The sequence below is a fragment of the Nocardioidaceae bacterium SCSIO 66511 genome, assembly GCA_023100825.1.
Classification (GTDB): Bacteria; Actinomycetota; Actinomycetes; order Propionibacteriales; family Nocardioidaceae; genus Solicola.
Window position 1 is genome coordinate 634,293 of the sequence record CP095846.1, and the last position, 25,275, is coordinate 659,567.

Annotated in this window: 25 protein-coding genes; 15 read left to right on the forward strand and 10 right to left on the reverse strand. The window is 67.5% G+C overall.

Going from position 1 to position 25,275, the window contains the following annotated elements; translation table 11 throughout:
• The first annotated feature begins 36 nt into the window (after nucleotides 1-36).
• The 5 genes from MU582_02960 to fbaA are packed head-to-tail and all read left to right on the forward strand — an operon-like array spanning nucleotide 37 to nucleotide 5,114.
• Nucleotides 37-1,485 (forward strand): MFS transporter, encoded by a 1,449-nt coding sequence (locus MU582_02960; GenBank protein UPK75616.1) that lies wholly within the window; start codon nucleotides 37-39, stop codon nucleotides 1,483-1,485.
• 26 nt (nucleotides 1,486-1,511) lie between these two features.
• On the forward strand, nucleotides 1,512-2,054 hold the full coding sequence (pyrE, locus tag MU582_02965; GenBank protein UPK75617.1) for an orotate phosphoribosyltransferase: 543 nt from the start codon (nucleotides 1,512-1,514) through the stop codon (nucleotides 2,052-2,054).
• The gene (locus tag MU582_02970; protein UPK75618.1) at nucleotides 2,051-2,668 is read left to right on the forward strand and encodes an RNA methyltransferase; all 618 of its coding nucleotides are present in this window, start codon (nucleotides 2,051-2,053) and stop codon (nucleotides 2,666-2,668) included. Before pyrE ends, MU582_02970 begins: the two co-directional genes overlap by 4 nt.
• Nucleotides 2,669-2,687: 19 nt before the next feature.
• Entirely contained in the window at nucleotides 2,688-4,046 is a 1,359-nt protein-coding gene (locus MU582_02975; GenBank protein ID UPK75619.1) for an FAD-dependent oxidoreductase, read from the forward strand.
• A gap of 45 nt (nucleotides 4,047-4,091) precedes the next feature.
• Nucleotides 4,092-5,114: a class II fructose-bisphosphate aldolase gene (gene fbaA, locus MU582_02980; GenBank protein UPK75620.1), complete on the forward strand. Its 1,023-nt coding sequence runs from the start codon at nucleotides 4,092-4,094 to the stop codon at nucleotides 5,112-5,114.
• Between the two features lie 86 nt (nucleotides 5,115-5,200).
• Here the strand turns inward: fbaA and MU582_02985 are convergent, their stop codons facing one another.
• Complete coding sequence (locus MU582_02985; protein UPK75621.1) at nucleotides 5,201-5,746, reverse strand: hypothetical protein; 546 nt, start codon at nucleotides 5,744-5,746, stop codon at nucleotides 5,201-5,203.
• Nucleotides 5,747-5,871: 125 nt separating this feature from the next.
• On the opposite strand from MU582_02985, the gene MU582_02990 reads away from it, so the two are divergent.
• The 3 genes from MU582_02990 (at nucleotide 5,872) to MU582_03000 (ending at nucleotide 7,608) form a co-directional block, all read left to right on the forward strand.
• A complete protein-coding gene (locus tag MU582_02990) occupies nucleotides 5,872-6,414 on the forward strand; it encodes an RNA polymerase sigma factor (GenBank protein ID UPK75622.1) in 543 nt (180 codons plus the stop codon).
• Nucleotides 6,407-7,111, forward strand: coding sequence for a hypothetical protein (locus MU582_02995; protein ID UPK75623.1), 705 nt, complete (start codon nucleotides 6,407-6,409; stop codon nucleotides 7,109-7,111). The genes MU582_02990 and MU582_02995 overlap by 8 nt, the downstream gene beginning before the upstream one ends.
• An 89-nt stretch (nucleotides 7,112-7,200) precedes the next feature.
• Nucleotides 7,201-7,608 (forward strand): DUF3151 domain-containing protein, encoded by a 408-nt coding sequence (locus tag MU582_03000; GenBank protein ID UPK75624.1) that lies wholly within the window; start codon nucleotides 7,201-7,203, stop codon nucleotides 7,606-7,608.
• A gap of 13 nt (nucleotides 7,609-7,621) precedes the next feature.
• Here MU582_03000 and MU582_03005 read toward each other — a convergent pair whose 3' ends face one another.
• Complete coding sequence (locus MU582_03005; protein ID UPK75625.1) at nucleotides 7,622-8,530, reverse strand: hypothetical protein; 909 nt, start codon at nucleotides 8,528-8,530, stop codon at nucleotides 7,622-7,624.
• 114 nt (nucleotides 8,531-8,644) lie between these two features.
• Between MU582_03005 and MU582_03010 the strand changes: the two genes are divergently transcribed.
• Together MU582_03010 and MU582_03015 are read left to right on the forward strand one after the other, a co-directional pair.
• Nucleotides 8,645-9,928, forward strand: a complete 1,284-nt coding sequence (locus MU582_03010; GenBank protein ID UPK75626.1) for an adenylosuccinate synthase — start codon at nucleotides 8,645-8,647, stop codon at nucleotides 9,926-9,928.
• Between the two features lie 107 nt (nucleotides 9,929-10,035).
• Entirely contained in the window at nucleotides 10,036-11,055 is a 1,020-nt protein-coding gene (locus MU582_03015) for a LacI family transcriptional regulator (GenBank protein UPK75627.1), read from the forward strand.
• Between the two features lie 39 nt (nucleotides 11,056-11,094).
• Here MU582_03015 and MU582_03020 read toward each other — a convergent pair whose 3' ends face one another.
• A complete protein-coding gene (locus MU582_03020; GenBank protein ID UPK75628.1) occupies nucleotides 11,095-11,442 on the reverse strand; it encodes a DUF4873 domain-containing protein in 348 nt (115 codons plus the stop codon).
• Nucleotides 11,439-12,353 carry a diiron oxygenase gene (locus MU582_03025; GenBank protein ID UPK75629.1) on the reverse strand — a complete coding sequence of 305 codons (915 nt, stop codon included), beginning with the start codon at nucleotides 12,351-12,353 and terminating at the stop codon, nucleotides 11,439-11,441. The genes MU582_03020 and MU582_03025 overlap by 4 nt, the downstream gene beginning before the upstream one ends.
• Before the next feature lie 114 nt (nucleotides 12,354-12,467).
• Here MU582_03025 and purD point away from each other — a divergent pair, with 114 nt between their 5' ends.
• Both purD and MU582_03035 read left to right on the forward strand, forming a co-directional pair.
• Nucleotides 12,468-13,709 carry a phosphoribosylamine--glycine ligase gene (purD, locus tag MU582_03030; GenBank protein ID UPK75630.1) on the forward strand — a complete coding sequence of 414 codons (1,242 nt, stop codon included), beginning with the start codon at nucleotides 12,468-12,470 and terminating at the stop codon, nucleotides 13,707-13,709.
• A gap of 39 nt (nucleotides 13,710-13,748) precedes the next feature.
• Nucleotides 13,749-14,186, forward strand: a complete 438-nt coding sequence (locus MU582_03035; GenBank protein ID UPK75631.1) for a nitroreductase family deazaflavin-dependent oxidoreductase — start codon at nucleotides 13,749-13,751, stop codon at nucleotides 14,184-14,186.
• A gap of 38 nt (nucleotides 14,187-14,224) precedes the next feature.
• Here MU582_03035 and MU582_03040 read toward each other — a convergent pair whose 3' ends face one another.
• Nucleotides 14,225-15,319, reverse strand: coding sequence for a hypothetical protein (locus MU582_03040; protein UPK75632.1), 1,095 nt, complete (start codon nucleotides 15,317-15,319; stop codon nucleotides 14,225-14,227).
• A 112-nt stretch (nucleotides 15,320-15,431) separates the two neighbouring features.
• Between MU582_03040 and purB the strand changes: the two genes are divergently transcribed.
• Nucleotides 15,432-16,850, forward strand: a complete 1,419-nt coding sequence (gene purB / locus MU582_03045) for an adenylosuccinate lyase (GenBank protein UPK75633.1) — start codon at nucleotides 15,432-15,434, stop codon at nucleotides 16,848-16,850.
• A gap of 15 nt (nucleotides 16,851-16,865) precedes the next feature.
• Here the strand turns inward: purB and MU582_03050 are convergent, their stop codons facing one another.
• The 4 genes from MU582_03050 to MU582_03065 are packed head-to-tail and all read right to left on the reverse strand — an operon-like array spanning nucleotide 16,866 to nucleotide 21,508.
• Complete coding sequence (locus MU582_03050) at nucleotides 16,866-17,654, reverse strand: DeoR/GlpR family DNA-binding transcription regulator (GenBank protein ID UPK75634.1); 789 nt, start codon at nucleotides 17,652-17,654, stop codon at nucleotides 16,866-16,868.
• Nucleotide 17,655: 1 nt separating this feature from the next.
• Complete coding sequence (pdxA, locus tag MU582_03055) at nucleotides 17,656-18,705, reverse strand: 4-hydroxythreonine-4-phosphate dehydrogenase PdxA (GenBank protein ID UPK75635.1); 1,050 nt, start codon at nucleotides 18,703-18,705, stop codon at nucleotides 17,656-17,658.
• 23 nt (nucleotides 18,706-18,728) lie between these two features.
• On the reverse strand, nucleotides 18,729-20,045 hold the full coding sequence (locus tag MU582_03060) for a four-carbon acid sugar kinase family protein (protein UPK75636.1): 1,317 nt from the start codon (nucleotides 20,043-20,045) through the stop codon (nucleotides 18,729-18,731).
• Complete coding sequence (locus tag MU582_03065; protein UPK75637.1) at nucleotides 20,042-21,508, reverse strand: GntP family permease; 1,467 nt, start codon at nucleotides 21,506-21,508, stop codon at nucleotides 20,042-20,044. Before MU582_03065 ends, MU582_03060 begins: the two co-directional genes overlap by 4 nt.
• A 218-nt stretch (nucleotides 21,509-21,726) precedes the next feature.
• Between MU582_03065 and MU582_03070 the strand changes: the two genes are divergently transcribed.
• Nucleotides 21,727-22,602, forward strand: a complete 876-nt coding sequence (locus MU582_03070) for a phosphoribosylaminoimidazolesuccinocarboxamide synthase (GenBank protein UPK75638.1) — start codon at nucleotides 21,727-21,729, stop codon at nucleotides 22,600-22,602.
• Between the two features lie 125 nt (nucleotides 22,603-22,727).
• On the forward strand, nucleotides 22,728-24,260 hold the full coding sequence (locus MU582_03075) for a long-chain fatty acid--CoA ligase (protein ID UPK77099.1): 1,533 nt from the start codon (nucleotides 22,728-22,730) through the stop codon (nucleotides 24,258-24,260).
• On the opposite strand, the gene MU582_03080 is transcribed toward MU582_03075, so the two are convergent.
• Nucleotides 24,257-25,186, reverse strand: coding sequence for a DUF6454 family protein (locus MU582_03080; GenBank protein UPK75639.1), 930 nt, complete (start codon nucleotides 25,184-25,186; stop codon nucleotides 24,257-24,259). The genes MU582_03075 and MU582_03080 overlap by 4 nt on opposite strands.
• Between the last annotated feature and the right edge of the window lie 89 nt (nucleotides 25,187-25,275).

Genomic DNA, 25,275 nt, shown 5'->3' on the forward strand with positions numbered 1-25,275 from the left:
TATGCATCATGCACTCGATGTGTATGATGCACATTCGTGTCGTCATCACTCGCCCAAGCGGACCGGCAACAGACCGCCGCTCACCCCAACGCCATCGTCGTCGTCCTCGCTTTCGCCGGCATCACCGCGGCGATCATGCAGACCCTGGTCGTACCGCTGATCGGCGAGCTGCCGATCATCCTCGACACCTCCGCATCAAATGCCTCCTGGGTCGTCACGGCGACCCTGTTGGCGGCGGCGGTCGCGACTCCGGTCAGCGGCCGACTCGGCGACCTGTACGGGAAACGGCGGGTCATGCTTGCCTGCGCAGCCGTTCTGATCGTCGGCTCGGGAGTGTGTGCACTGGCGTCGTCGGTGACGCCGATGGTCGTCGGCCGTTGCCTCCAGGGCGCGGGGATGGGACTCATCCCGCTCGGCATCAGCGCCATGCGCGACCTCATTCCCGCCGAACGGTTGGGTACGTCGATCGCCTTGATGAGCGCGTCCATGGGTATCGGCGGCGCGCTCGGCCTGCCCGTCTCGGCCGCGGTCGCGGAGAACGCGAGCTGGCGGATCCTGTTCTGGGGCGCCACCGCTCTCGCCGTGCTCGTCGGCCTGCTGATCGCGTTCTTGGTACCCGCGACTCCGGTCAGCGCACGCGGGAAGTTCGACCCGATCGGCGCGGTCGGTCTGGGCACCGGCCTGATCTGCCTGCTGCTCGCCGTGTCCAAAGGCGCCGACTGGGGCTGGGGAAGCGCGACGACGGTCGGGCTGTTCGTGGCCGCGGCCGCGGCACTGCTCGCGTGGGGCTGGTACGAGCTGCGTACGCCTGACCCGCTCGTCGACCTCCGGGTCACGGCTCGCCCAGTCGTGCTCCTGACCAACGCCGCCTCCCTCGTCGTCGGGTTCGCGATGTACGCCCAGTCGCTGATCATTCCGCAGTTGCTGCAGCTGCCGGAGGAGACCGGCTACGGGCTCGGGCAGAGCATGGTCGAGATGGGCTTGTGGATGCTCCCGGGTGGTTTGATGATGATGCTCGTCTCGCCACTCGGCGCGAAGGTCTCGCATGCGTACGGACCGAAGGTCACCCTCGCGATCGGGGCGGCCATTGTGGCCGTCGGCTATCTCTCGGCCGTCGTGCTGATGGGATCGACCTGGGGTCTGACCCTGTCGGTGTGCATTTGCAGCGGCGGTGTCGGACTCGCGTACGGAGCGATGCCCGCACTCATCATGGGCTCGGTTCCTTTGTCGGAGACGGCGTCGGCGAACAGCTTCAACACCTTGATGCGGTCGGTCGGCACCTCCGTCGCCGGTGCGGTCGTCGGTGTGGTGCTCGCCGAGATGACCATCAACCTCGGCGGGTACGTGGTGCCGAGCGAGAACGGCTTCAAGGCAGGCCTGTTGATCGGGGCCGGGGTCGCTCTCGTGGCCGCGGTGATCGCATCGGCGATTCCGACGAGAGCCAGCCAGGCGGCCGAAGACCAGATCGAGCACGCCGCGGCGTGACGGCCGCCGGCGGATATGGTGCTGCCATGACAGACCGGGACGCCCTGATCGAGCAGATTCGCAAGAAGGCCGTCGTACACGGTCGGGTGACGTTGTCGTCAGGCAAAGAGGCCGACTACTACGTCGATCTGCGTCGCGTCACGCTCGACGCCGAGGCCGCACCGCTGATCGGTCGTACGATGCTGGAGCTGACAGCAGACCTCGACTTCGACGCCGTCGGCGGGCTGACCCTCGGCGCAGACCCGGTCGCCACCTCGATGCTGCATCAGGCGGCAGAGCAGGGTCGGCGCCTCGATGCGTTCGTCGTACGAAAGGCCGAGAAGCAGCACGGTATGCAACGCCGGATCGAAGGGCCCGACGTCAGCGGCCGGCGCGTACTCGCCGTCGAAGACACCTCGACAACAGGCGGCTCGGTGATGACCGCGGTCGAGGCGCTCGAGGAGGCGGGTGCGACGGTCGTCGGGGTCGCCGTCATCGTCGACCGGGACACCGGTTCGCGAGAGCGGATCGGCGAGGCGGGCTATGAGTACCTGTACGCGTTCGACAAGGATGACCTGGGACTCTCGTGACCGACCTGCCGGGCGTCGGACCGTGGCCGGGTGAGTGGCCGGACGACCCGAGGTACGACCCCGAGCTGCTGCGCGACGGCGACCGGCGAAACGTCGTCGATCACTACCGCTATTGGCGGATGGACGCGATCGTGGCCGATCTCGACGAGCGCCGGCATCCGTTCCACGTGGCGATCGAGAACTGGCAGCACGACTTCAACATCGGCTCGATCGTCCGTACGGCCAACGCGTTCCTGGCGGCCGAAGTTCACGTCGTAGGGCGGCGGCGCTGGAACCGCCGAGGCGCGATGGTGACCGACCGCTACCAGCATGTACGCCACCACGAGTCGGTCGAGGACTTCGCCGCCTGGGCATCGGCCGAGTCGCTGGCGGTCGTCGGCATCGACAACGTCGACGGGTCGGTTCCGATCGAGACGGCCGCGCTCGCACGTGAGTGCGTGCTGGTGTTCGGCCAGGAGGGCCCAGGCCTGTCCGACGAAATGCGCGCCGCCTGTCGGACGACGTTGGAGATCACGCAGTTCGGGTCGACCCGCTCGATCAACGTCGGCGCCGCCGCCGCGATCGCCATGCACACCTGGATCCGCCAGCACACGTCCACTTCCCCGCGCGGCTAGGGCATTAGGGTCGGGCGGCATGGGTACGAGACGCGTCATAGTGGTCGGCGGTGACGCAGCGGGTATGGCCGCAGCAGCCACCGCAAAGCGCCGAGCCGGTGACGAACTCGAGGTCGTCGCCTTCGAGCGAGGAGGTTGGACGTCGTACTCCGCATGCGGCATTCCGTACTGGGTCGGTGGCCAGGTGCCGTCGCCGCACGATCTGGTGGCGCGTACGCCCGAGGAGCACCGTCGGCGCGGGATCGACGTGCGCTTGGGCGTCGAGGTGACCGAGCTGGACCCGGAAGCCGGCAAGATCGCGACCCGCGACGCAGATGGTGCGGTGGGCAGCCACGAGTACGACGAGCTCGTGCTGGCGACCGGCGCCGAACCAGCGGTTCCCGATCTGCCGGGCGTCGACGCGGCCGGGATCCATGTCGTGCACACGATCGACGACGGTCAGCGCGTCCTCGACGACATCGCGGGAGCTGCTCCCCGGAACGCGGTGGTGGTCGGCGGCGGCTATGTCGGCCTCGAAGTCGCAGAGTCGTTCGTACATCGCGACATCCCGACGACGCTCATCACGCGGTCTGCCACTCCGATGTCGTCCCTCGACCCCGACATGGGCGCCAGGGTGCACGAGGCGATGCAGCGCGACGGCATCGACGTACGCGTGTCGAGCCCTGCCCGTGGATTCGCCGTTGCCGACGGGAGAGTACGCGCCGTCGAGACCGACAGCGGACCGGTCGAGGCCGACGTCGTGGTTCTCGGGGTCGGCGTGCGTGCTCGGTCGCGGCTGGCATCCGACGCCGGGCTGACCGTGGGAGCAGGCGACGGCATCGTGGTCGACTCGCGCCAGCGCGCCGATGTCGCACGCCATGTCTGGGCGGCCGGCGACTGTTCACAGACGTACGACCGACTCACCGACCGCGGCGTGCACATCGCGCTGGGTACGCACGCCAACAAGCAGGGCCTCGTGATCGGTCGCAACCTGACCGGCGACGATGTCGAGTTTCCCGGTGTGCTCTCGACCTCGATCACAAAGGCGTGCTCGAGCGAGATCTCCCGTACCGGCCTAGGTGAACGCGATGCGGCCGAGGCGGGGTTCGACGCCGTCGCGGTTTCGATCGATACGACGACGCGATCGGGCTACTACCCAGGTGCGGAGCCGATGACGGTCAAGCTGATCGCCGATCGCGCGAGCCGGCGCGTACTCGGTGCACAGATCGTCGGCGGTTCGGGTGCGGCGATGCGCATCGACTCGGTCGCGATGGCCCTCTGGTCGGGTTCGAGCGTTGACGACCTGATGTTCGCCGACCTCGCCTACGCGCCTCCGTTCTCGAGTGTCTGGGATCCGGTGCAGGTCGCTGCCCGCGCGCTGGTGTCACAGTTAGGATGACGGCCAAGCCCCCAGTACACCCCCGTTTCTTCGAGGAGCTTCCCGATGCCCATCGCCACCCCTGAGGTCTACGCCGAGATGCTCGACAAGGCCAAGCGCGAGTCGTTCGCGTACCCGGCCATCAACGTCACCTCGTCGCAGACGCTGCACGCGGCCATGCGCGGCTTCGCCGAGGCCGAGAGCGACGGCATCGTGCAGGTATCCACCGGCGGTGCCGACTATCTGTCCGGGTCGACGGTCAAGAACATGGTGACCGGGTCGGTCGCGTTCGCCGCGTACGCGGAGGAAGTCGCCAAGGGCTATGGCGTGAACATCGCGCTGCACACCGACCACTGCCCGAAGGACAAGCTCGACGGTTTCGTACGCCCGCTGCTCGAGCTGAGCAGGGAGCGCGTCGCCGGCGGCGGGCTCCCGTACTTCCAGTCGCATATGTGGGACGGCTCGGCGGTGCCGCTCGACGAGAACCTGCAGATCGGCCAGGAGCTACTCGAGAAGGCCGCCGCGGCCAAGATCATCCTCGAGGTCGAGATCGGCGTCGTGGGCGGCGAGGAGGACGGCATCGTCGGCGCGATCGACGACAAGCTGTACACCACCGCGGAGGACGCGATCGCCACCGCGGACGCCCTCGGCACGGGTGAAAAGGGCAGGTACCTGACGGCGTTGACGTTCGGCAACGTGCACGGCGTCTACAAACCGGGCAACGTCAAGCTGCGGCCGGAGATCCTCAAGAAGGCACAGGACGCGGTCGGCGCGAAGGTCGGCAAGGAGCGGCCGTTCGACCTGGTGTTCCACGGCGGCTCGGGTTCGCATCCCGACGAGATCTCCGCGGCCGTCGACTACGGCGTGGTCAAGATGAACGTCGACACAGATACGCAGTACGCGTTCACCAGGGCAGTGGCCGGACACATGTTCGCCAACTACGACGGTGTACTCAAGGTCGACGGCGAGGTCGGCAACAAGAAGGCGTACGACCCGCGCGCGTACGGCAAGGCTGCGGAAGGCGCGATGGCCGAGCGTGTGGTCGAGGCCTGCCAGAATCTTCGCTCCGCCGGTACGCGCATCGGTTGAGCCCTTCGACAGGGCCGTGAAATGTCGTTCGCGGAGGTGGATCCCCACCCCCGCGAACGACCCCGAGAGATAAGTGCAGTGGCCGGTCAGCCGCGTTTGAGGAACTTCGTGAACGGCGTGGTGTCCCTTACCGCGGTCTCTGCCGAATCCCGCAGTTGCGCACGCACCGTGACGGCCGCGCGCACCTTGACCGGCTTCTTGAGCGCCTGGCGCGAGAGGCACGTCCGGGGCACGACAGTTCGGACGTTGTGCTTGGACGTGGTGACCCGAATCCGCGGGCAGGGTATGCCGACCGCCGGGTCACCCGGCTTGCCCGCCATGACCATCCACTTCTCGGTGGCCTTACCCGCCCGGTTGTAGCGAACGATCGCGCGCCAGGTATGCGAGCTGTTCCGTGTCTTCATCACGACGACCGTCCGGATCAGTCGTGTTCGGTTGACTTTGGGCATCCGGGTCACGGCGACGAGGCGCTTCTTCGCGTTGTTCACATGCAGCGCGGTGATGTCGCCGTACGCCGGGTGCGAGGTGTCTCGGCCGAGGTTGAGGTGACCGGTTTCGGCCTCGGCCGCAAGTGGCGTGGAGAGCAGTGCAACGCCGGCGATGACCGCGCCGGCCCGAACGTAGGTCCGCATCAGTGTCCAATCGTTGGTCGGATGGTGTGTGCGTAACCTCGATGTCTGACGGGTGCGCCCGGTTGCATCGGATTTCGAGACCGATTCGGATGCAACCGAGACGGGCGCGCGGACATCGTGTGGGTATGGCGACAGTTGTAGACGGGAGCTGGATGGGAATCGTGCGTGCCGATGCCCGTTCGACGCATGATCCTCGGGCGCTGTTCGACACCCACTACGTCACGCTGGTCGGTCAATTGCATGCGATGTGCGGCGATCGGAGCGAGGCCGAAGACGCGGTGCAGGATGCCTTCGTACGTGCGTTGCGTAAGCCGGACGCGTTCGCGGCACTCGAGAATCCGGTCGGCTGGCTGCGTACGGTCGCGGTGAACCAGATCCGAAGCCGGTGGCGGCGGCGCAAGCGACACCGAGCGGTTGAACATCTGCTACTCGAGGACGGCGAGCCGTCCCCAGGCCTCTCTCCGCACTATCTGGCGATCGTCGACGCGCTACAGAAGATTCCGTTCTCGCAACGCGAGGCGATCGTGATGTACCACATCGGCGATCTGTCCGTCGGCGAGATCGCGGCGGCGCTCGACGTCCCCGCCGGGACGGTCAAGGCTCGGCTGAGCCGCGGACGAGCGGCGCTGGCGAAACTGCTGGACGACGAGGAGGACGCTCATGCGTGACGACTGGACGGGGCTACGCCGCTCGCTGGAGTCGGGCGTGCGACCTCCGTCGTTCGACGCCTTGTCGGAGCGGGCGGCCGCGACGAAGGGGCGTGGCCGCCAGCGTACGGTGCTGCTCGCGACCTGCGCGGCCGCCGCCGCGATCGTAGTCGCGGGGGTGTCGGTGACCGCCGAACTCGGCGACGACCCGACAAAGACCGCCGCGCCATCGCCGGCCGAATCCGCCGGAAAGGGGAAGGACCGTACGGTCCCCCCAGAGCCGCAGTTCCGCATCACGGTCGGCGGTACGACGAGCGGCCGACAGGCCCGGGTCACCGTCGGGCAGTCGTTCCTGCAGTCGGCTCGCCGCCTGACGATCGAGGTGTCGGCCTCGGGGCGCGGCCGGTTCGAGACCACGATGCAACGGGGCAGCGCGGGCAACTGGACACCTGTCGGTACGGGCGAACGCTGCACGGCGTCGTCGGCTCCGGCGGCGACGGGTGGAGTCACGCACCTCGATATCGCCGCTGACTGCATACCCGAGCAGCTGTTGACGAGCTCTGACTGGCGCCTGAGCACCGAAGACGGACCTTCGAAGGGCACCCGCGTCTACACGGGGCGCGTGGGCGAGGACGGACGAGTCCTGAAGGGCGGCGGGTCCGTCACACAGAACCTTCCCGGCTCGAACAACGCAGATCCACCGCGCGTCTCTCGCTGATCACCGGCCTTTCGGACCGTCCCATGCTCTCAGGTACGCGTACCCGAGGGCATGGCCGATGCGCACGAATGAGCCAGTAGGGTGCAGCCATGACGAACCTCCTGGGCGAGCCACCCGAGACCCTGCTTCCCGAAGACCCGGCCGCTGCCCAGATCGATGGGGGAGTCGACTCGCGAGATGTGGCGCGTCAGCACCCCGAGTCGAGCCTGGCGTGGGCCGTGCTCGCGGAGTCGGCGCTGTCCGACGGCCGCGATATCGAGGCATACGCGTACGCCCGCACCGGCTACCACCGCGGGCTCGACGCGTTGCGTCGTAACGGCTGGAAGGGTCACGGGCCGATTCCGTGGTCGCATACGCCGAATCGTGGCTTCCTTCGTGCGCTCTATGCACTGGCGGTCGCGGCGGCCGAGATCGGCGACGGCGAGGAGGCCGCTCGATGCGGCGGGTTCCTGCGCGACTCCAGCACCGAGGCGTACGACGCCCTCGCGGCCAGCTAACTCCTGAGCGTCCTCAGCGTTTGATTGGCGGGCCGTACCCGCAATGCGCGGCGACGTACGATGTGAGCCGCCCCTCGAGCTGCGGGCTCGTACCCAGTGCGAACTGCGTCGTTTGGCCGCCGTCGAGGGTGAACACCGCGGTGAACTCGGTGCCTTGACTGTTGTCCGACAGCGCATGCGAGTCGCAGCGCGTCGGGCCGATCTTCAGCACCGTCCGCAACGGGTCGTCCGACCCGTCGACGGAGATATCGAGATCCCACGAGTCGCCGCCGGTGCTCGGGCTGATCAAGGTCGTCGCGAGGATCTGGTCGAGAGTGAATGACCCGGATGCACCGCGCGGTTCGATGATCAACGGGAGCTCGGCGACGCTGTCACGCCCCTGTCCGTGGATGGTGATGTCGTCCGCGACCTCGATGTCGGCGATCTGCTGCACCTGATGTCCGGCGCACTCGGCTTTGACGAAGCGCGGCAGCGCGTCGTACATCATGGTCGGCTTGTACGTACGGTGACGCAGGCGGTGGCTGCCTTGTCGGAACGCGAGGATCACCTTGTCGACCGTGGGTACGTCCGCGCACCTGGCCGGCGCCAGCTCGACAGGCAGATCAATGGTGAACCCGCCGGGAATGCGAGTGCCTTCATCCCACACGGCGGGCTTTTCGAACCGGGACGACACGTACGTCGCGCGCTCTACGCGCATCAGCCGGCCGGTGTTGTTGGCGACCTGCACCTCGAACTCGCGTCCGCCGTAGCTCTGGCGCAACTGGTACAGGCCGACCGAGATGCCGGACGCGCCCGGATCCTCGGTGACCTCCACCGTCTCCTGAGTCGGTGACGGCGCCGAGTTGCCGGCATCGTCGGAGTCGTTCGAGCAGGCGGTGGCGAGCCCGAGCAACGCGACCGCGACGATGAGAACGCGGCGCACGAACGCAGTGTAGTCCGCGCACCGCAGGGGCGCGGAGCCGTGACCGTTAGACTGCCCCGGTAAGAGCCCGGTGCCGCCCGCACAGGGCTTCGTCTGTGTCCGAGGGGGCGCGTTATGCCCGCAATCGTGATCGTCGGTGCCCAGTGGGGCGACGAAGGCAAGGGCAAGGCCACCGATCTGCTCGGCAGCCGGGTCGACTATGTCGTGAAGTTCAACGGCGGCAACAACGCCGGTCACACCGTCGTCATCGGTGAGGAGACGTACGCCCTGCATCTGCTGCCGAGCGGCATCCTCACGCCCGGGTGTACGCCCGTCATCGGCAACGGAGTCGTGGTCGATCTCGGTGTGCTGTTCGACGAGATCGATGCACTCGAGGCGCGGGGAGTCGACACCTCTTCGCTGCTGGTGAGCGCCAACGCGCACGTCATTCCCGACTACAACCGCACGCTCGACAAGGTCACCGAGCGTTTCCTCGGTTCGCGCAAGATCGGTACGACCGGCCGCGGTATCGGCCCGACGTACGCCGACAAGATGAGCCGGCTCGGCATCCGGGTGCAGGACATCTTCGACTCCGGAATCCTCCGCCAGAAGGTCGAGGGCGCACTCGAGCTGAAGAACCAGATGCTCGCCAAGATCTACAACCGGCGCGCCGTTTCGGTCGACGAGACCGTCGACGAGCTCCTCGAGTACGCCGACCGACTCCGCCCGATGGTCGCCGACACCTCGCTGTTGCTCGGCGAGGCACTCTCACGGAGCGAGACCGTGCTGCTCGAGGCCGGCCAGGCGACGCTCCTCGACGTCGACCACGGCACGTACCCGTTCGTCACCTCGTCGTCGGCGACGTCGGGTGGCGCGTGCACGGGGTCGGGGATCGCGCCGACCCAGATCGACCGGGTCATCGGGATCGTGAAGGCGTACGCGACCCGGGTCGGTGAGGGGCCGTTCCCGACCGAGCTGCACGACGACGATGGTGAGCGGTTGCGCAAGAACGGCGGTGAGTTCGGCACCACGACCGGCCGGCCGCGGCGCTGTGGCTGGTACGACGCGCCGATCGCGCGCTATGCAGCCCGGATCAACGGCGTGACCGACTTCGTACTCACCAAGCTCGACGTACTCACCGGCTGGGACCGCATCCCCGTCTGCGTCGCGTACGACGTCGACGGCGAGCGCGTCGACGAGATGCCGATGACGCAGACCGGCTTCCATCACGCGAAGCCGATCTATGAGTTCTTCGACGGCTGGCATGAAGATCTCAGCGCGGCCCGCACGATGGACGACCTCCCGGCGAACGCCCAGCACTACATCGAGGCGTTGGAGAAGATGTCCGGCGCGCGGATCTCCGCCGTCGGTGTCGGACCCGACCGCGAGCAGACCGTCGTTCGGCACGACCTGATCTGACGCCGAGGGCGACGAGGCACTCTGCCGACGCTTCGAACCGCCGGACAACCCGTCGCGTAGTTGCAGCGTATGTAGTGCAGGTGATGACTACGTGACGGGGAGACGAGATGGCAGGAACGACAAGGGTCACGATTCGTGATGTCGCGAGTCGGGCAGGCGTTTCGGTGTCGACGGTTTCGCATGCACTGAGCGGCAAAGGCCAGCTTCGTCCGGAGACACGTGAGCGCATCCGTTCAGTTGCGACATCGCTCGGCTACCGTCCGAGCCGCGCCGCGCAGGCGCTCCGGATGAGCCGTACCGGCACGATCGCGTTGATCGTACCGAGCGCGGGGAGCCGCGCCGAAGAACGCGAGATGATCAGCCTCGACTACTACATGTCGATCGCTGCGGCGTGCGCACAGGATGCGTTCACCCGCGGCTACTCGTTGATCCTTCCGCCGCGGCTGACCACCGCCGACGAATGGCAGGTGCTCGCACCGGACGGCGTCATCCTGTGCGATCCGGCGACCAATGACGAACGCATCGACCTGCTCGAGACGCTTGGCGTACCGGTCGTGTCGATCGAACGCGACTCCGGTCGGCCCGAGCGGCCGCACTTCGTCGCGGGCGACAACGTCGGCAACATGAACGAACTGTTGGCTCATCTGCACGGGGTCGGCGCTCGGCGGATCGCGTTGTTATGGGCTGAGTCGTCGTGGTCGTGGACCCTCGACAGCCGCGAGACGTACGAGCAGTGGTGCCTCGGGCACGGCCAGCGGCCGATCGTGGCTCCGGTGTCACTGAACCACCTCGAGTCGGAGTCGTATCGGGCGTCGGTGTCGCTGCTCGAGTCCGACCCGCGCCCCGATGCGATGATCGCTTCGGCCGAGCGATACGCAGACGGCCTGCTGCACGCGTGCCGCGAGCGTGGTTTGCGGGTGCCGCACGACGTGTTGGTGGCCAGCGGCATCGACAACCACGTGCTCCGGCAGCATGATCCGCCGGTGACCGCGATCGATCTCGAACCCGCCGCTCAGGCGCACGCTGCGGTGGAGATGCTGCACCTGCGCCTCGAAGGGGGAGAGGTCACCGAGCCGCGCATCGTGCCGAGCAAACTGCACGTACGCCGCAGCACCCAGCCCGGCTGAGACTACGCCCCGGCGACAGCGGGAACCGGCAGCCTGCGGTCAGTGTGCGACCTCGACCGAGTCCACCTCGAACGGCGGCCGGCCGCGACCGGCGATCCGGAAGCCGCCCCACGGGTTCTGCTCGCCGAGGCGAGCCGGCGACCACTCACCACCCGGTACGCGGGCCGCAATCTCGTTGCGAGCAACGTGTTCGGCCAACGCGCTCACCTCCGGATCCGGGTCGGTCCGACCGTGCCAGTGGAACGATCCGTCGATGGGCTGGAAGAACCCGGACAGATGGACGCGTACCCGAACGGTCTCGACCGAACGGTTGGGAGACAGCTCGAGGTCGCCGTCGTACGTCTGGGGTGCCTCGTCGTGGTCGCCGGGATTCTGCTCTGCGCTCAACGTGCGGACCCGTCCTCGAGGAGTCCGGCGCGCCTCCACAGCCATCGGCCGGGGCCGGTGATCATGTCGATCTCCTCCAGTGACGCGCGTACCCGCCGGGCAGCCCAGCGCCGGGTCGCTTGCCACTGCGGGTTCGACGCCGCTTGGCGGCGCGCTTCGTGGGCGTCGAGGCCGGCGTTGGTGTAGACGTGCGGATGCACCAACTGAGTAGAGGCGAGGAACGCGGTAACGCCGACGATCAGCTTCGACCACTCCTTGGCGACGACGCCCTGGCGACCGAACTCGGCGGCGGCCTCCTCGCGAGCGAAGCGCATGTGCCGCGCTTCCTCGACGACGTGTACGCGGGACACGGCGCGTACGAGTGGCTGAACCGACTCGTCGACCATCGCCTCTCGCTGCAGCTGGTCGAGGATCTCCTCGACGAACAACGCGCCCGCGAAGCACATCGGTCCGTTGGAGATCGTCTTCAACGCGCGACCCCCGCCGTGCAATGCCGAGACCGGCTTGTAGTGCGGGGCGTCGAGCTTGTCGACGAGCCGCGCGAACATCACGGAGTGCCGGCACTCGTCGCCGATCTCGGTGTAGGTGAACTGCACGTTCGTCGTACGCGGGTCTCGGTCGTACGCGCGGCGGACCAGCATCTGCATCAGGATCGTCTCGAACCAGATGCCCATGCAGGCGATGCTCGCGAGCTCGTGGCGAGTAAGATCCATCCGTTGCTGATGCGACATGGACTCCCACATCGGCGTTCCGGACAACGTGCTGCGGTGCTCAGGCACGTACAGCAGATCGGGATCGAGCGGGGCGTCCCAGTCGATGTCGACGACCGGGTCGTACGTCATGGTGGCGGCCGATCGCAGCAGGCTCGCGCCCGAGGTCTCGCGATCGGAGTCGTTCGCAGTTGCGGTCATCGTCGACCTCACAGTGACAGGCGGCTTATGTCACGGCGAATGTAACACTGGTGATGTTACGAATCCAGGGTGCGCGACGTCCGTTCTGATCGGACGGGGCATTAGGCTCGCGCCGTGAAGATTCTGGTGATCGGCTCGGGCGGGCGAGAGCATGCCCTGGCCCTGGCGTTATCGCGCGACCCGAACGTCGACGAGGTGCACGCAGCGCCCGGCAACCCTGGTATCGCGGCGATCGCAGTAGTCCACGCCGTCGACCCGATGGACGGGGCGGCCGTCGCTTCGCTGGCAACCGACCTCGGAGTCGATCTCGTCGTCATCGGCCCGGAGGCACCGCTCGTTGCAGGCGTCGCCGACGCCGTACGCGACGCGGGAGTCGCCTGCTTCGGTCCGACCCGTGCGGCCGCCCGGCTCGAGGGCTCGAAGGCCTTTGCGAAGGACGTCATGGCCTCGGCGGAGGTTCCGACCGCGATGGCGCGGGTATGCGAGACCGACGACGAGGCCTCCGCTGCTATCGACGCCTTCGGCGCACCGTACGTCGTCAAGGATGACGGGCTCGCCGCTGGCAAGGGTGTCGTCGTGACCGCGGATCGCGCGCTCGCCACGGCACATGCCAAGGAGTGTCGACGAGTCGTCATCGAGGAGTACCTCGACGGTCCGGAGGTATCGCTCTTCGCGATCACCGATGGCAAGACGGTGTTGCCGTTGCAGCCCGCACAGGACTTCAAACGCGCGTACGACAACGACGACGGGCCCAACACGGGCGGCATGGGCGCGTACACGCCACTGCCGTGGGCACCTGACGATCTCGTCGAGTCGGTCACCCGCCGGGTGCTCCAACCGACGGTCGACGAGCTGGCGCGACGCGGTACGCCGTTCGCCGGGCTCTTGTACGCCGGTTTGGCGCTGACCGACCGCGGCGTTCGGGTCGTGGAGTTCAACGCGCGCTTCGGCGACCCGGAGACGCAGTCACTGCTCGCATTGCTCGACTCGTCGCTCGGGACACTGTTGTACGCGGCGGCGACTGGAACCCTCGACGAGGTCGGCCTGGTGCGCTGGCGCACGGGCTCGGCCGTGACCGTTGTGGTCGCCGCCGACGGTTATCCTGCCTCGCCGCGCAAGGGCGACGTCATCGAAGGTGTCGACGACGCCGACGCGATCGACGGCGTCGACGTGATCCATGCCGGCACCGCCGTTGCCGACGGACGGCTCGTCACCGCCGGTGGCAGGGTGCTGTCGGTGACCGCCGTCGGAAGCGATCTCGCCGTAGCGCGTGCCCGTGCGTACCGCGCAGTTGAGCTGATCCGCATCGACGGAGCACACCACCGCACCGACATCGCCGCCGCTGCCGCGAGCTGACCCCGGAATAGCAATGGCTGCAGGTTGTTGAGACCTGATATGGGACTACAGGGAGATTACGAACCCAGTCCGTCGACGCACGTCCGCGATCAGGTCGCGTTGTACGAGAGTTCCGGCGGCACCGAGGGCGCCACGATGCGAGGTAAGCCGGTCATCGTGCTGACGACGCGCGGGGCGAAGTCGGGCAAGATCCGCAAGACCCCGCTGATGCGCGTCGAGCACGACGGTGAGTACGCCGTGGTCGCGTCGCAAAACGGCGCCCCGAGCCACCCGCAGTGGTACCACAATGTCGTCGCCGACCCGCACGTGGAGCTGCAGGACGGTCCGACGAAGACCGAGATGGTCGCCAACGAGGTAACCGGCGAGCAGCGAGCGACGTGGTGGCAGCGTGCGGTCGAGGCCTGGCCCGACTTTGCCAACTATCAGACGAAGACCGACCGGGTGATTCCGGTCTTCGTACTCAGCCCGGCAGATTAGCCCGACCGCACGCTGTCATTCCGCGGGTGCGCGGCCTGTCAGCCGAGAAGCTTCAGGCCGATGAACGTCGTGTCGAGGTTGTCGAGCGCGCGGAAGTTGTTCACGCCCTTCACCAGCCTGGAGACGCGCGTGCACTTGCCGCCGATCGTGCAGCGGACACGTGCGGCCTTCTTCTGTGCGGCGGCCTCGACGACGATCGTCTTGGCGTTCTCCCAACCGGCCGAGCTGAACTCAGGCGCCCGGAACCTACGTACGACCGACCCGTCCTTGACCCGGCGCACCGTCAGGGTGGCGACCTTCGGCTGATCGTGGAACGAGACCGTCGTGAGCATGCGCTTGCCGTCGGGCGAGAATACGATGCCGTCGGGGATGCCCTTCTTCGAGCAGAATCTCCACAGCCTCTTGCGGGGCGCCTTGAACCGGCGTACGTCGTAACAGGAACCCCCGGGACCGGCGCCGAGGCCGAGCACGTTGTGCTCCACGTCGGCGAACCGTGCCCATTCGGGTACGGTGCCGATCTTGGCGGTCATGCTCTTGCCCGGGTGGTACCAAGACAAGACGCTGCGGTTCTTCTTCACCTGGTAGTTCGACAACAGGGTCCGGCCGTTCGAGTATCCGAGGAGCTCCTTACGCCCGAGGTCCTTGCGCCGGATGACCTTGTTGTCGGTTGCGTTGAACACGACCAGCTTCGAGCCGACGTCCTTGGTCTGCGCGTTGACGGCGACCCGTTGGCCGTCGGTGTTGACGTGCAGGTTCCAGATGCCCTGTGCGAATCGGCGAAGCTTGGTTGCGTTGCCGCCCTTCGGCCCAACCCGGTAATAGATGATGCCCCAGCCCGTCTTGGGGTCGTCGACGCCGACCAGGTAACCGCGTCGCAGCTTGTACACGTTCCAGATGTCGTGCGGCACCTTCACCTTCACGGTCTTCTTACCGTCGTGCAGGGTCTTGCCGTCGACGTACGTTGCGGTGGTCTTGCCTTTGGCGAGCTTCGTCGGGTTGAACGTCGTTGTCGGTGGCTTGGCGGCGGTGTCGGACTGCGGCGCGGCATTCGAAGCGGTCGCGGGAACGGCGCCGAGCAACGCCATCGATGCGACGCCGCAGACGATTCCGTTGCGCAAGCGGGTATGACTCATGGATCTTTCCCCCAAGTTGATGTGCGTTCGGCAGAACAGCACGTAAGCGGCCGAGGCCCTGTGCCGGTCGGCCGAGTGCCCAGAGTACTCACCAAGTTGAGAGACTGTCAGCGTGATCTCGAATGTTCTCGCTACCCGTTATGCGTCCTCGGAGCTCGTCCGCCTGTGGTCCCCGGAGCACAAAGTCGTACTCGAACGACGGCTATGGCTCGCGGTCCTCACGGCACAGCGTGACCTCGGAGTCGACGTGCCGGATGGCGTCGTCGAGGCGTACGAGAAGGTCGTCGAGTCCGTCGACCTCGACTCGATCGCGGCACGCGAGCGGGTCACCCGCCACGATGTGAAGGCGCGCATCGAGGAGTTCAACGCACTGGCAGGTCATGAGCACATCCACAAGGGCATGACCTCGCGCGACCTCACCGAGAACGTCGAGCAGCTGCAGATTCGGGCTTCACTGGAGCTGGTCCGCGACCGGGCGGTTGCGGCGCTCGCGTACCTCGGACGGCTCGCGGCAGAGCACAAGAGCCTCGCGATGGCCGGGCGGAGCCATAACGTCGCCGCCCAGACCACCACGCTCGGCAAGCGGTTCGCGACGATCGCCGACGAGCTGCTCGTGGCCGTGACCCGGGTCGAGGAGCTCATCGCGCGCTATCCGCTGCGCGGTATCAAGGGTCCGGTCGGCACGGCTCAGGACATGCTCGACCTGCTCGGAGGCGACCGGGATCGCCTCGACGAGCTGGAGCGCCGGATCGCCGATCATCTCGGTTTCTCCCACGTACTCCGCAGCGTCGGCCAGGTTTACCCGCGCTCGCTCGACTACGACGCGGTGTCCGCCGTTGCGCAGCTCGTTGCAGCGCCGTCGAACCTCGCCACGACGGTTCGACTGATGGCCGGCAACGAGCTGGTGACCGAGGGGTTCAAACCCGGCCAGGTCGGGTCGTCGGCGATGCCGCACAAGATGAACACCCGCTCGTGCGAGCGGGTCAACGGGCTGGCGGTCGTGGTACGCGGCAATTTGTCGATGATCGGCGAGCTTGCCGGCGATCAGTGGAACGAAGGCGACGTCTCGGACTCGGTCGTACGCCGAGTCGCACTGCCCGATGCGTTCTTCGCCGCAGACGGGTTGTTCGAGACGTTCCTGACCGTGCTCGCGGAGTTCGGTGCGTTCCCGGCGGTCGTCCAGCGCGAGCTCGACCGCTACCTGCCGTTCCTCGCGACAACGAAGGTGCTGATGGCGGCGGTACGCTCCGGCGTCGGTCGCGAGCAGGCGCACGAGGCGATCAAGGAGCATGCGGTCGCGGTCGCCCTCGGCATGCGCGAGTCGGGTGCCGCCGAGAACGACCTGTTCGCGCGCCTCGCGGCCGATTCGCGTCTCAGCCTGGCCGAATCCGATCTGTCCGCGCTCGTCGCCGAGCCGCTCTCGTTCACCGGCGCGGCCGGCGACCAGGTCGACGCGGTCATCGCCGAGATCGAGTCGGTCGTACGCCGCCACCCGGACGCCGCCGCGTACACGCCGAGCCCGATCCTCTGACCCAGCCGTGGGTGGTCAGTGATCTGCGCGCTCGAGGGTCACCTCGGCTTCGGCGCAACGACGGTCGAGATCCGCCGGTGCGCCGGTGTCGGTGATGAGCCGCCACGGATTCGGCAGGTGTGTCCAGGCCGGAGTCTCGCCCGCTTCGAGCTTCGATGAGTCCGCGAGTACGGCGACCAGCCTGGCCACGCGTGCCACGGATTCCTTGACCATCGTCTCCTCCAAGGTCGGCTCGCCGACCCCACGCGCCGGGTCGACGGCGTCGGCGCCGAGAAACGCTGCATCGAACCCGAGCCGCTCTATTGCGAGGTCCGTCAGCGGGCCGACGAGTCCGTGGCTCAGCTTACGTACGCGGCCGCCGAGCAGAATCAGCTCGATATCGGGCGCGTCGGCCAGGGCGACCGCGGTCTCGAGTCCGCGGGTGACGACCGTGAGGTCGGAGTGCGTCGACGACGCCGCGAGCAGCCGAGCGAGCGCCCCGCAGGTCGTACCCGCATCGATGAACACCGTGCCCGACTCGGGTACGAGCTCGAGCGCACGTCGAGCGATCGCCGACTTGGCCGGCCCGGCGTGACGTTGGCTCTCCGAGATGGGTCGCTCATGGAAAGGCGCCGTGACCATCGCCCCGCCGTACGTACGAGCCACTTGGCCATCGGCCTTGAGCCGTTCGAGATCGCGGCGAACGGTCGAGACCGAGACCCCGAGCCGGTCGGCGAGCTCGTCGACGTGGGTCGTGCCTGCGCCGAGCAGGGTCAGTAACGTCGCGTGCCGAGAGCGCGTGCCCGCCCGGGGCGTTGAGGCCATGTCACTTACCGTACGTGGACCTGATCCGCGGGACGTACGGGCTGTACTCGACGCCGGCGAGGTACGCCGAACGCATCGTGGCGTGATCGGCGCGTCCCGTGCCGGCGATGTCGAATGCCGTGCCGTGGTCGACCGACGTACGCAGGATGGGAAGCCCGACGGTGACCGAGATCGTGCCGTCGAAGTCGTACGTCTTGGCGGCGATGTGTCCTTGGTCGTGATACTGCGAAAGCACACCGTCGTAGCGGCCGGCCAGCCCCTGGTGGAAGACCGAATCCGACGGGATCGGGCCCGAAACCGTGAGTCCCTCGGCGCGGGCGTCTTCGCACGCCGGACCGATGCCGTCGATCTCCTCGGTGCCGAAGGCGCCGTTCTCCCCGCCGTGCGGGTTGACGGCGGCGACCGCGAGCCGGGGTGAGTCGGCGCCGAACACCTCGAGCGCGGTGAGTGCGCGACGGATCGAGCCGAGCTGGTTCTCGCGAGTCAACTGGTCGAGTGCCTTGCGGAGTGAGACGTGGCGGGTGGCGAAGAAGATGCGCAGGTGATGGGGCGTCTCGCTGATCCGGCTGCGTACGACGAACATCGTGTCTTGCTCGGTCACGCCGGTCAGCTCGCCGAGCATCTCGGTGTGCCCGAGATGCTCGCTGCCGCTCGACCAGATCGCCTCCTTGTGGATCGGCCCGGTCACGACCCCCGAGACCTGTCCCGCCATCGCGGCTCGGGTGGCGACCTCGATGGCGGTGACCGCTGCCCTGCCGGCACGCGCATCGACGGTGCCCCAGTCGGGTACGTCTGCGCCCAGCACACCCGTGTCGTACACGTCGATCACGCCGCTACCGGCCGGATCGGTATCGAAGCCGCCGACCTCGCGTACCTCTACCTCGAGACCTGCGGCGCGTACGCCGCGACGCAATGCCTCGGCATCGCCAACGGCGACACCGTGGTGCCCGGGCTCGCCGGCGTACTCGGCGAGCGTGCGAGCGGTGATCTCGGGGCCGATGCCGACCGGGTCGCCGAGGGTCACAGCGAGCACGGGGTGTTCGACGGGCATGGGGTCTCCTCCGTTGGTTCTGCTCACCAGGCGGTCTGCCTGGATTGTGCGGGATGTACGCGCCGGCGCCGGGTCGCGGCCTCGTGACGCAGGTGGTCGATGCAGGCGACGGTCGTGTCGGTATCGCCGACGAGTCCGCCCTTCGTCGCAACGGGTAGACCGGACCAGGGTCCGCCGACCAGTTCGCCGGCGACCGCGAGCGGCTCGATCTCACCCTCGACGTCGAGGCCTCGGGCGGCGAGTTCGGCGAACAGCGACGCTGTGACGTCGCCGCCGGTGGCGAAGATCCCGTCGACCGGGTGTGTCTCGAGCGCCCGCCGGACCGACCGGGCAAGGGCAACAGGGATCGCGGCGGCAGCGTGCGAGTCGACGGGGCGTACGTCGGCGTCGTCGAGCGCCGACGCGAGAAGTACGACCTGCTCGGGTCGGGCCGAGTCGAGCGCACACGTCAGTCGATCGGCGGTCGCGTCGACATCGGGTACTTGCCCGGGCTCGTCCGCCGCCGTACGTACGACCACGACGTCGCGCTCGCCGCGCAGGCGTGCGAGCTGTCGACGGGTCAGAGCGGTCGCAGATCCGGATACGGCGAGGATCGGTGCGCCGTCGGCCGAGCGGTGGAGCCCGAGCGCCTCCGCCATCGCGACCGTCGCCGGCCCCGGGTCTACCGTCACCCAGGTGACGTCGGTGACGGTCGCCGCAGCGCGGGTCACCCGCGCGATGTTGTCGGTCGTCAGGGCATCGACCACGATCACCTGCGCACCGTCGTCGACGACAGTCGTGAGCGCCTCGACCAGGCGGTCGTCCGGCCCGGTCACGGTCTCGAGTGAGACGGTTGCCACCTGGAGGCCGGCGAATCTGCCGGCGACGCCGGAGTGCCGGATCGGCGAGCGCGGGTCACTCGCCAGCTCGGTCTCCTCGAGGCGTACGCCACCGAGAAGCTGTACGCCACCGACGGTGTGGCGACCGGCATCCGGATGGGCGGGTACGCACAACGCGACGGTGCGCTGCCCGGACAGGGACGACACCTCCGCCACCACCGCCGCGGTGGTGGGGCCGACCTGACCGCGAAGAGTCGAGTCGATCCGGTTGGCCGCCAACCTACTCGGCCAGCCGCTGCGTACCGCCTGGCGTACGAGGCCGGCGGCGGTCTCGGGATCATCGTGGCGCGCGTTGGTGCTGATCACGACCGCGTCGAAGCGAGCGACGAACTCGGCCACGATCTCGGGTTGGTCGCCGGTGGCGACCGTGACCGCGCGCATGCCCGCCCTGGCCAGCGCGGCGGCCGTTGCGTTGGCTCCGGTGAGGTCGTCGGCGACGACGATGACCGGTCCGTCGGTCACAACACCCAACCGGCGATCAGTACCAGCGGGATCGAGCCGAGCCAGGCGGCCGTGGTGATACCGGACCAACCGCGCAGCGCAGCGACCCCGTCGAGGCCGGTGAATCTGGTGACAACCCAGAAGTACGAGTCGTTGAAGTAGCTGAACACCATCGAACCAGCACAGCACGCGAGGGTGGCGGCGAGCGCGGACAGGCCGAGATCGGAGACCAGGGGAGCGGTCACCGACGCCGCGGTGATCATCGCGACCGTGCCCGATCCCTGCGCGATACGGACGAGGGACGCGATCAGGAATGGCACGAGTACGCCCGGCAGGCTGAGGTCAGCGATCGCCTCGGCGAGTGCGTCGCCGACACCGCTGTCGCGCAGCACTTGTCCGAGCCCGCCGCCCGCGCCGGTGATGAGCAGGATGAGGCCCGCGGATGCCGCGGCATCGGACAACCAGCCGGACACCTGGTTCTTCGTTGTCCACCGCGGGAGCAGCACGTACACGGCGAGGATGAGGCCGATCAGTAGCGCAACGACCGGGTTGCCGATGAATGCGATCGCGGAGACGAAGGTCGAGGGCTCGTACGCCTCGTCGTCGCCGAGCACGCCCTGCGAGTTCTTCTCTATTGCGGTGGCGACGGTGTTGGCGACGATCAGCAGGATCGGAATGACCAAGGGGAGCGCGCCGAGCCAGGCGCTGACGCGGTGCGGCGGCGCACCTTTGGGAGGAGCGCCGAGAGCGGCGGCCGGATCGTCTTCGGGCGGGAGCTCACCGAGCGCGACGTCGGTCGACACGCTCGACTCGCCGGAGCTTGCATGCGCATGGCCGTACACCGCCTCGCGTACCTCCGGGAGCACTTCGTCCTCGAGTTTCGGTCCGACGATCGTCGCGTACAGGATGACGATGGGAAGCAGCAGTACCGAGAAGATCAGGCCGACCAGGATCACGCCACCGAGATCGGCACCGAGGATGCCCGCGACGCCGAGCGGGCCGGGTGTCGGGGGAACGAGGTGGTGGGTGAGCGTCATTCCGCAGCCCAGCGCGAGGGCGAGCGTGACATAGCCCTGCTTCTTGCGACGGGCGATCGACCGGGCGAGCGGGTTCATGATCACGTAGCCGGAGTCGCAGAACACCGGGATCGACACCAGGGCGCCGGTGCCGCCCATCGCCCAGGGTTCGCGGCCCTTGCCCAGCGCTGCGACGAACGCGCGCGCAAGTGCGTCCGCGGCGCCGGAGACCTCGAGGATCTTGCCGACGGCGACGCCGAGACCGATCACGATCCCGATCGAGGAGAGCGTCGCGCCGAAGCCGGCGATGATCGAGTCGACCGTGTCGATCGGCTTGCTGCCGGCGATCGATCCGGTCACGATCGCGGCGACCAGCAAGGCCACGAACGCGTCCAGCCGGGTCCACAAGACGATGCCGACGATGGTGGCGATGCCGACGATCAAAGCGGCGAGTAGTTGCAGGTCCACGGTGCCTCCGGTGACGGGTTGCGCAGCAGCATGGCAGCAAGTCATGCGTAGTGCAAGCAAAACGTTCTTCGCACTTGCTCGAAACGTGCAACTCAGTGGTGACCGTTGTTGCGATCGGTTACGCCCGGGTCGCTACCTAGTGGATCTGGGCGTAACCGCTCGCAACGGGGTGGGATCTGGGCGTAACCGATCGCAACCCGACGCATTACAGTGACCGCGTGACTGGTCAACCGACACCGCCGGTGATCCCCGGCGCGCGACACGTGCACTCGGGCAAGGTGCGAGATCTGTACGAGCTCGCCGACGGCAACCTGTTGATGGTCGCCTCCGACCGGATCTCCGCGTACGACTATGTGCTCGAGCCCGGCATCCCCGACAAGGGCGAGATCCTGACCCGGATGTCGCTGTGGTGGTTCGAGCAGGTCGCCGATCTGGTGCCCAACCATGTGACCTCGACCGATGTGCCCGAGCAGGTACGCGGGCGGGCGATCGTCTGCGAGCGGCTCGAGATGTTTCCGGTCGAATGCGTCGCGCGGGGCTATCTCACCGGCTCAGGGCTCATCGACTACGAGCGCACCGGAGCCGTCTGCGGTGTCGCGCTGCCACCCGGTCTCGGCGAGGCGAGCAGGCTGGACGAACCGATCTTCACCCCCGCGACGAAGGCCGCACTCGGCGATCACGATGAGAACGTCTCGTACGAGCATATGGTGGGCGTCGTCGGCGCCGACATCGCTGACAGACTTCGCGGCCTGACCATCGCGGTCTACCAGCGAGCCGAGCGGATCGCCCGCGAACGCGGCATCATCCTGGCCGACACCAAGTTCGAGTTCGGCGCCCGGGCCGACGGCACGATCGTCCTTGCCGACGAGGTGCTGACGCCCGACTCGTCACGGTTCTGGCCGGCCGACGACTACACACCCGGCCGTGTGCAGGACTCGTTCGACAAGCAGGTCGTACGCAACTGGCTGACGACCGAAAGCGGCTGGGACAGGCACGGCGACGTACCCCCACCGCGGCTGTCCGATGCCGTCATCGACAAGACGCGGCAGCGCTACCTCGACGCGTACGAACGTCTCACCGGCGAAACCTTCTGACCGACGAGTCAGCGAATGTTGCGGGTGGGAGACGAATCGCCTACCGCCAAGTAGAGTTCCGCGACAAGGAACCGCGCCGGCGGTGATCGAAGCCGAGGAGACGACCCTTGCTCAATCTGTCCGTGATGCTCGAAGACAGTGCCCGCAACTTCCCCGACCGAGACGCCGTCGTACTCGGCGACACCCGACTGACGTACGCGCAGGTCAACGGCGCCGCGAACCAGGTGGCAAACCTCCTGAGCTCGCGCGACATCGGCCGTGGCGACAAGGTCGCGCTCTCCTGTCCGAACCTCCCGTACTTCCCGATCGTCTACTTCGGCATCCTCAAAACCGGCGCGACCGTCGTACCCCTGAACGTGCTGCTGAAGGGGCGCGAGGTCGCGTACCACCTCGACGATTCCGACGCGAAGGCGTACTTCTGTTTCGAAGGCACGCCCGAGCTGCCGATGGCACAGGAGGGCTGGGCAGGGTTCAACGACGCCGACCGCTGCGATGACTTCTTCGTCATCACCGCAGACCCGACGGCTCCGTCGCCGATCGACGGTGCGGAGACGTTCGCAAGCGCGATCGCGAGCCAGCCGCCGGCGTACTCCACGGCGGTGACGGAGCCGACCGACACGGCGGTGATCCTCTACACCAGTGGTACGACCGGCCAGCCGAAGGGCGCCGAGCTCAGCCACACCAACATGACGATGAACGCCGCCAACCTGCCGCGGCTGTTCGACTTCCACCCCGACGGCCACGAGACGTACCTCTGCGCGCTCCCGTTGTTCCACTCCTTCGGGCAGACCGTGATCATGAACTCCGGCTTCTCCCTCGGCGGCACTCTCGTGATGCTGCCGAGATTCGATGCGAAGGCTGCGCTCGGCCTGATGCTCAAGGAGAACATCACGTTCTTCGCCGGCGTACCGACGATGTACTGGGGTCTCCTCGGGGCGCTCGATGACTCGGTCGACGTCGACAAGATCGCCGCGAACCTTCGGCGGTCGGTCTCCGGCGGATCCTCGCTCCCGGTCGAGATCATCCGAGACTTCAAGGAGCGTTTCCATCTGCAGATCCAGGAGGGATACGGGCTGTCCGAGACGTCGCCGGTGGCGACGTTCGCGCCGCTCGGACAAGAGCCGCGGCCGGGCTCGATCGGTACGCCGCTGTGGGGCGTCGAATGCAAGCTGGTCGACGGCGACTGGAATGAAGTCGAGGGCGAGGATGCCATCGGCGAGATCGCCATGCGGGGCTACAACATCATGAAGGGCTACTACAAGCGTCCGAAGGAGACCGAAGCGGTCATGCGCGACGGGTGGTTCCGCAGCGGCGATCTCGGTAGGCGTGACTCCGACGGTTTCTACTACATCGTCGACCGCGCGAAGGACATGATCATCCGCGGCGGCTTCAACGTGTATCCGCGCGAGATCGAAGAGGTGCTGATGACGCACCCCGACGTCTCCCTGGTCGCGGTCGTCGGGGTGCCGCACGAGTCGCATGGTGAGGAGGTCAAGGCGTTCGTGATCCGCAACGAAGGCGCGGCTGTCACCGAAGACGCCCTCGTCGAGTGGGCGAGGGAGCAGATGGCGTCCTACAAGTACCCCCGCATCGTGGAGTTCCGCGCGGAGCTCCCCATGACGAGCACCGGCAAGATCCTCAAACGCGAGCTGACCTAGGAGCGCTCGGTCTCGTACACGTACAGCTCGGTACCGGCCGCGTCCTCGCCGTCGTCGGGCGCGGCGAACATCCGCAACCCGTCACGCGTCGTCTCGACTGCGACCGGGTTGCGAGTCATCACATGGCCGGCCGAGGAGAACTGCTGGAACGGCACCTCGTGCAGCATTGAGCCACTACGCAGGTCGAGCAAGGCAAGACCACCGAGCTCGTACGAACCTCCGTCGGCTGTCGGCAGTCCGGTGACGCCGGTGCACAGCTGCTTGCGGAACGCCACGTACGCGCAGTCCTGGTAGTCGAGCATGTGGTCGCGATTCGGCGCCCGGTCGAGCTGGCGGCCGTGCGGTGTCCAGCTGTACATCGTTCGTGAGCCCCAGCTGACACCGTGCACACGGCCACTAACCTGATCGCGAACCACACCGCCGATGTGGTCGTTCGCCTCGAAGGCCCGATCTACGTCGAGCGTCTCAGGGTCGACGCGGTAGACGGTCGCGGCACTGTCGGGCCGGTATTCGGCGACCGGGACCCACACATCTCGACCGTCGTAGTCGATCCCGCCCGGGTGGTACGAGTCGCCGGCGCCCAGTTCGATGTCGTCCAACAGCTCACCGTCACGGTTCAGGACGAACAGGTGTCCGACGCCCTTCCCCGGGCTGCGGTCGTACCCGTCGATCGGCTCCGGGTAGCGCTGCGGAGCCTCGATGACCTCCACCGACGAGATGAAGATGCGATCGCCGACCAGCGCCATGCCCTGTGGGTGGTACGTATCGAAGTCGAGCGAGATGCGGTCGACCTGCGTCCACGTGGTGTCACGGGTCAACGAGGCCACGCGGTCGGCGAGCGGCTCACGGTCGTGGGACGGGGAGGCGGCTGCCCCGCTCGATGCCAATAGGCAGGCGGCGGCCACGGTGATGGCGAGGGTGCGCATGGTGCTCCTTGGGTCGGTTGCGAGCCATCGTGGCGGATGCGGCTGGCGATCACATGAACGCCGGTCGGACAGTCGGCAAGCGACGTCAT

What these genes read in the sequence shown, in the direction of transcription:
- MU582_03075 (UPK77099.1), top strand. Translation starts at nt 22,728, where the DNA reads ATGCTCGAAGACAGTGCCCGCAACTTCCCCGACCGAGACGCCGTCGTA.
- MU582_02975 (UPK75619.1), top strand. Translation starts at nt 2,688, where the DNA reads ATGGGTACGAGACGCGTCATAGTGGTCGGCGGTGACGCAGCGGGTATG.
- MU582_02985 (UPK75621.1), bottom strand. Translation starts at nt 5,746, where the DNA reads ATGCGGACCTACGTTCGGGCCGGCGCGGTCATCGCCGGCGTTGCACTG.
- MU582_03050 (UPK75634.1), bottom strand. Translation starts at nt 17,654, where the DNA reads ATGGCCTCAACGCCCCGGGCGGGCACGCGCTCTCGGCACGCGACGTTA.
- MU582_02990 (UPK75622.1), top strand. Translation starts at nt 5,872, where the DNA reads ATGGCGACAGTTGTAGACGGGAGCTGGATGGGAATCGTGCGTGCCGAT.
- MU582_03025 (UPK75629.1), bottom strand. Translation starts at nt 12,353, where the DNA reads ATGACCGCAACTGCGAACGACTCCGATCGCGAGACCTCGGGCGCGAGC.
- MU582_03040 (UPK75632.1), bottom strand. Translation starts at nt 15,319, where the DNA reads ATGAGTCATACCCGCTTGCGCAACGGAATCGTCTGCGGCGTCGCATCG.
- MU582_03010 (UPK75626.1), top strand. Translation starts at nt 8,645, where the DNA reads ATGCCCGCAATCGTGATCGTCGGTGCCCAGTGGGGCGACGAAGGCAAG.
- MU582_03015 (UPK75627.1), top strand. Translation starts at nt 10,036, where the DNA reads ATGGCAGGAACGACAAGGGTCACGATTCGTGATGTCGCGAGTCGGGCA.
- MU582_02995 (UPK75623.1), top strand. Translation starts at nt 6,407, where the DNA reads ATGCGTGACGACTGGACGGGGCTACGCCGCTCGCTGGAGTCGGGCGTG.
- fbaA (UPK75620.1), top strand. Translation starts at nt 4,092, where the DNA reads ATGCCCATCGCCACCCCTGAGGTCTACGCCGAGATGCTCGACAAGGCC.
- MU582_03080 (UPK75639.1), bottom strand. Translation starts at nt 25,186, where the DNA reads ATGCGCACCCTCGCCATCACCGTGGCCGCCGCCTGCCTATTGGCATCG.
- MU582_03035 (UPK75631.1), top strand. Translation starts at nt 13,749, where the DNA reads ATGGGACTACAGGGAGATTACGAACCCAGTCCGTCGACGCACGTCCGC.
- MU582_03000 (UPK75624.1), top strand. Translation starts at nt 7,201, where the DNA reads ATGACGAACCTCCTGGGCGAGCCACCCGAGACCCTGCTTCCCGAAGAC.
- pdxA (UPK75635.1), bottom strand. Translation starts at nt 18,705, where the DNA reads ATGCCCGTCGAACACCCCGTGCTCGCTGTGACCCTCGGCGACCCGGTC.
- pyrE (UPK75617.1), top strand. Translation starts at nt 1,512, where the DNA reads ATGACAGACCGGGACGCCCTGATCGAGCAGATTCGCAAGAAGGCCGTC.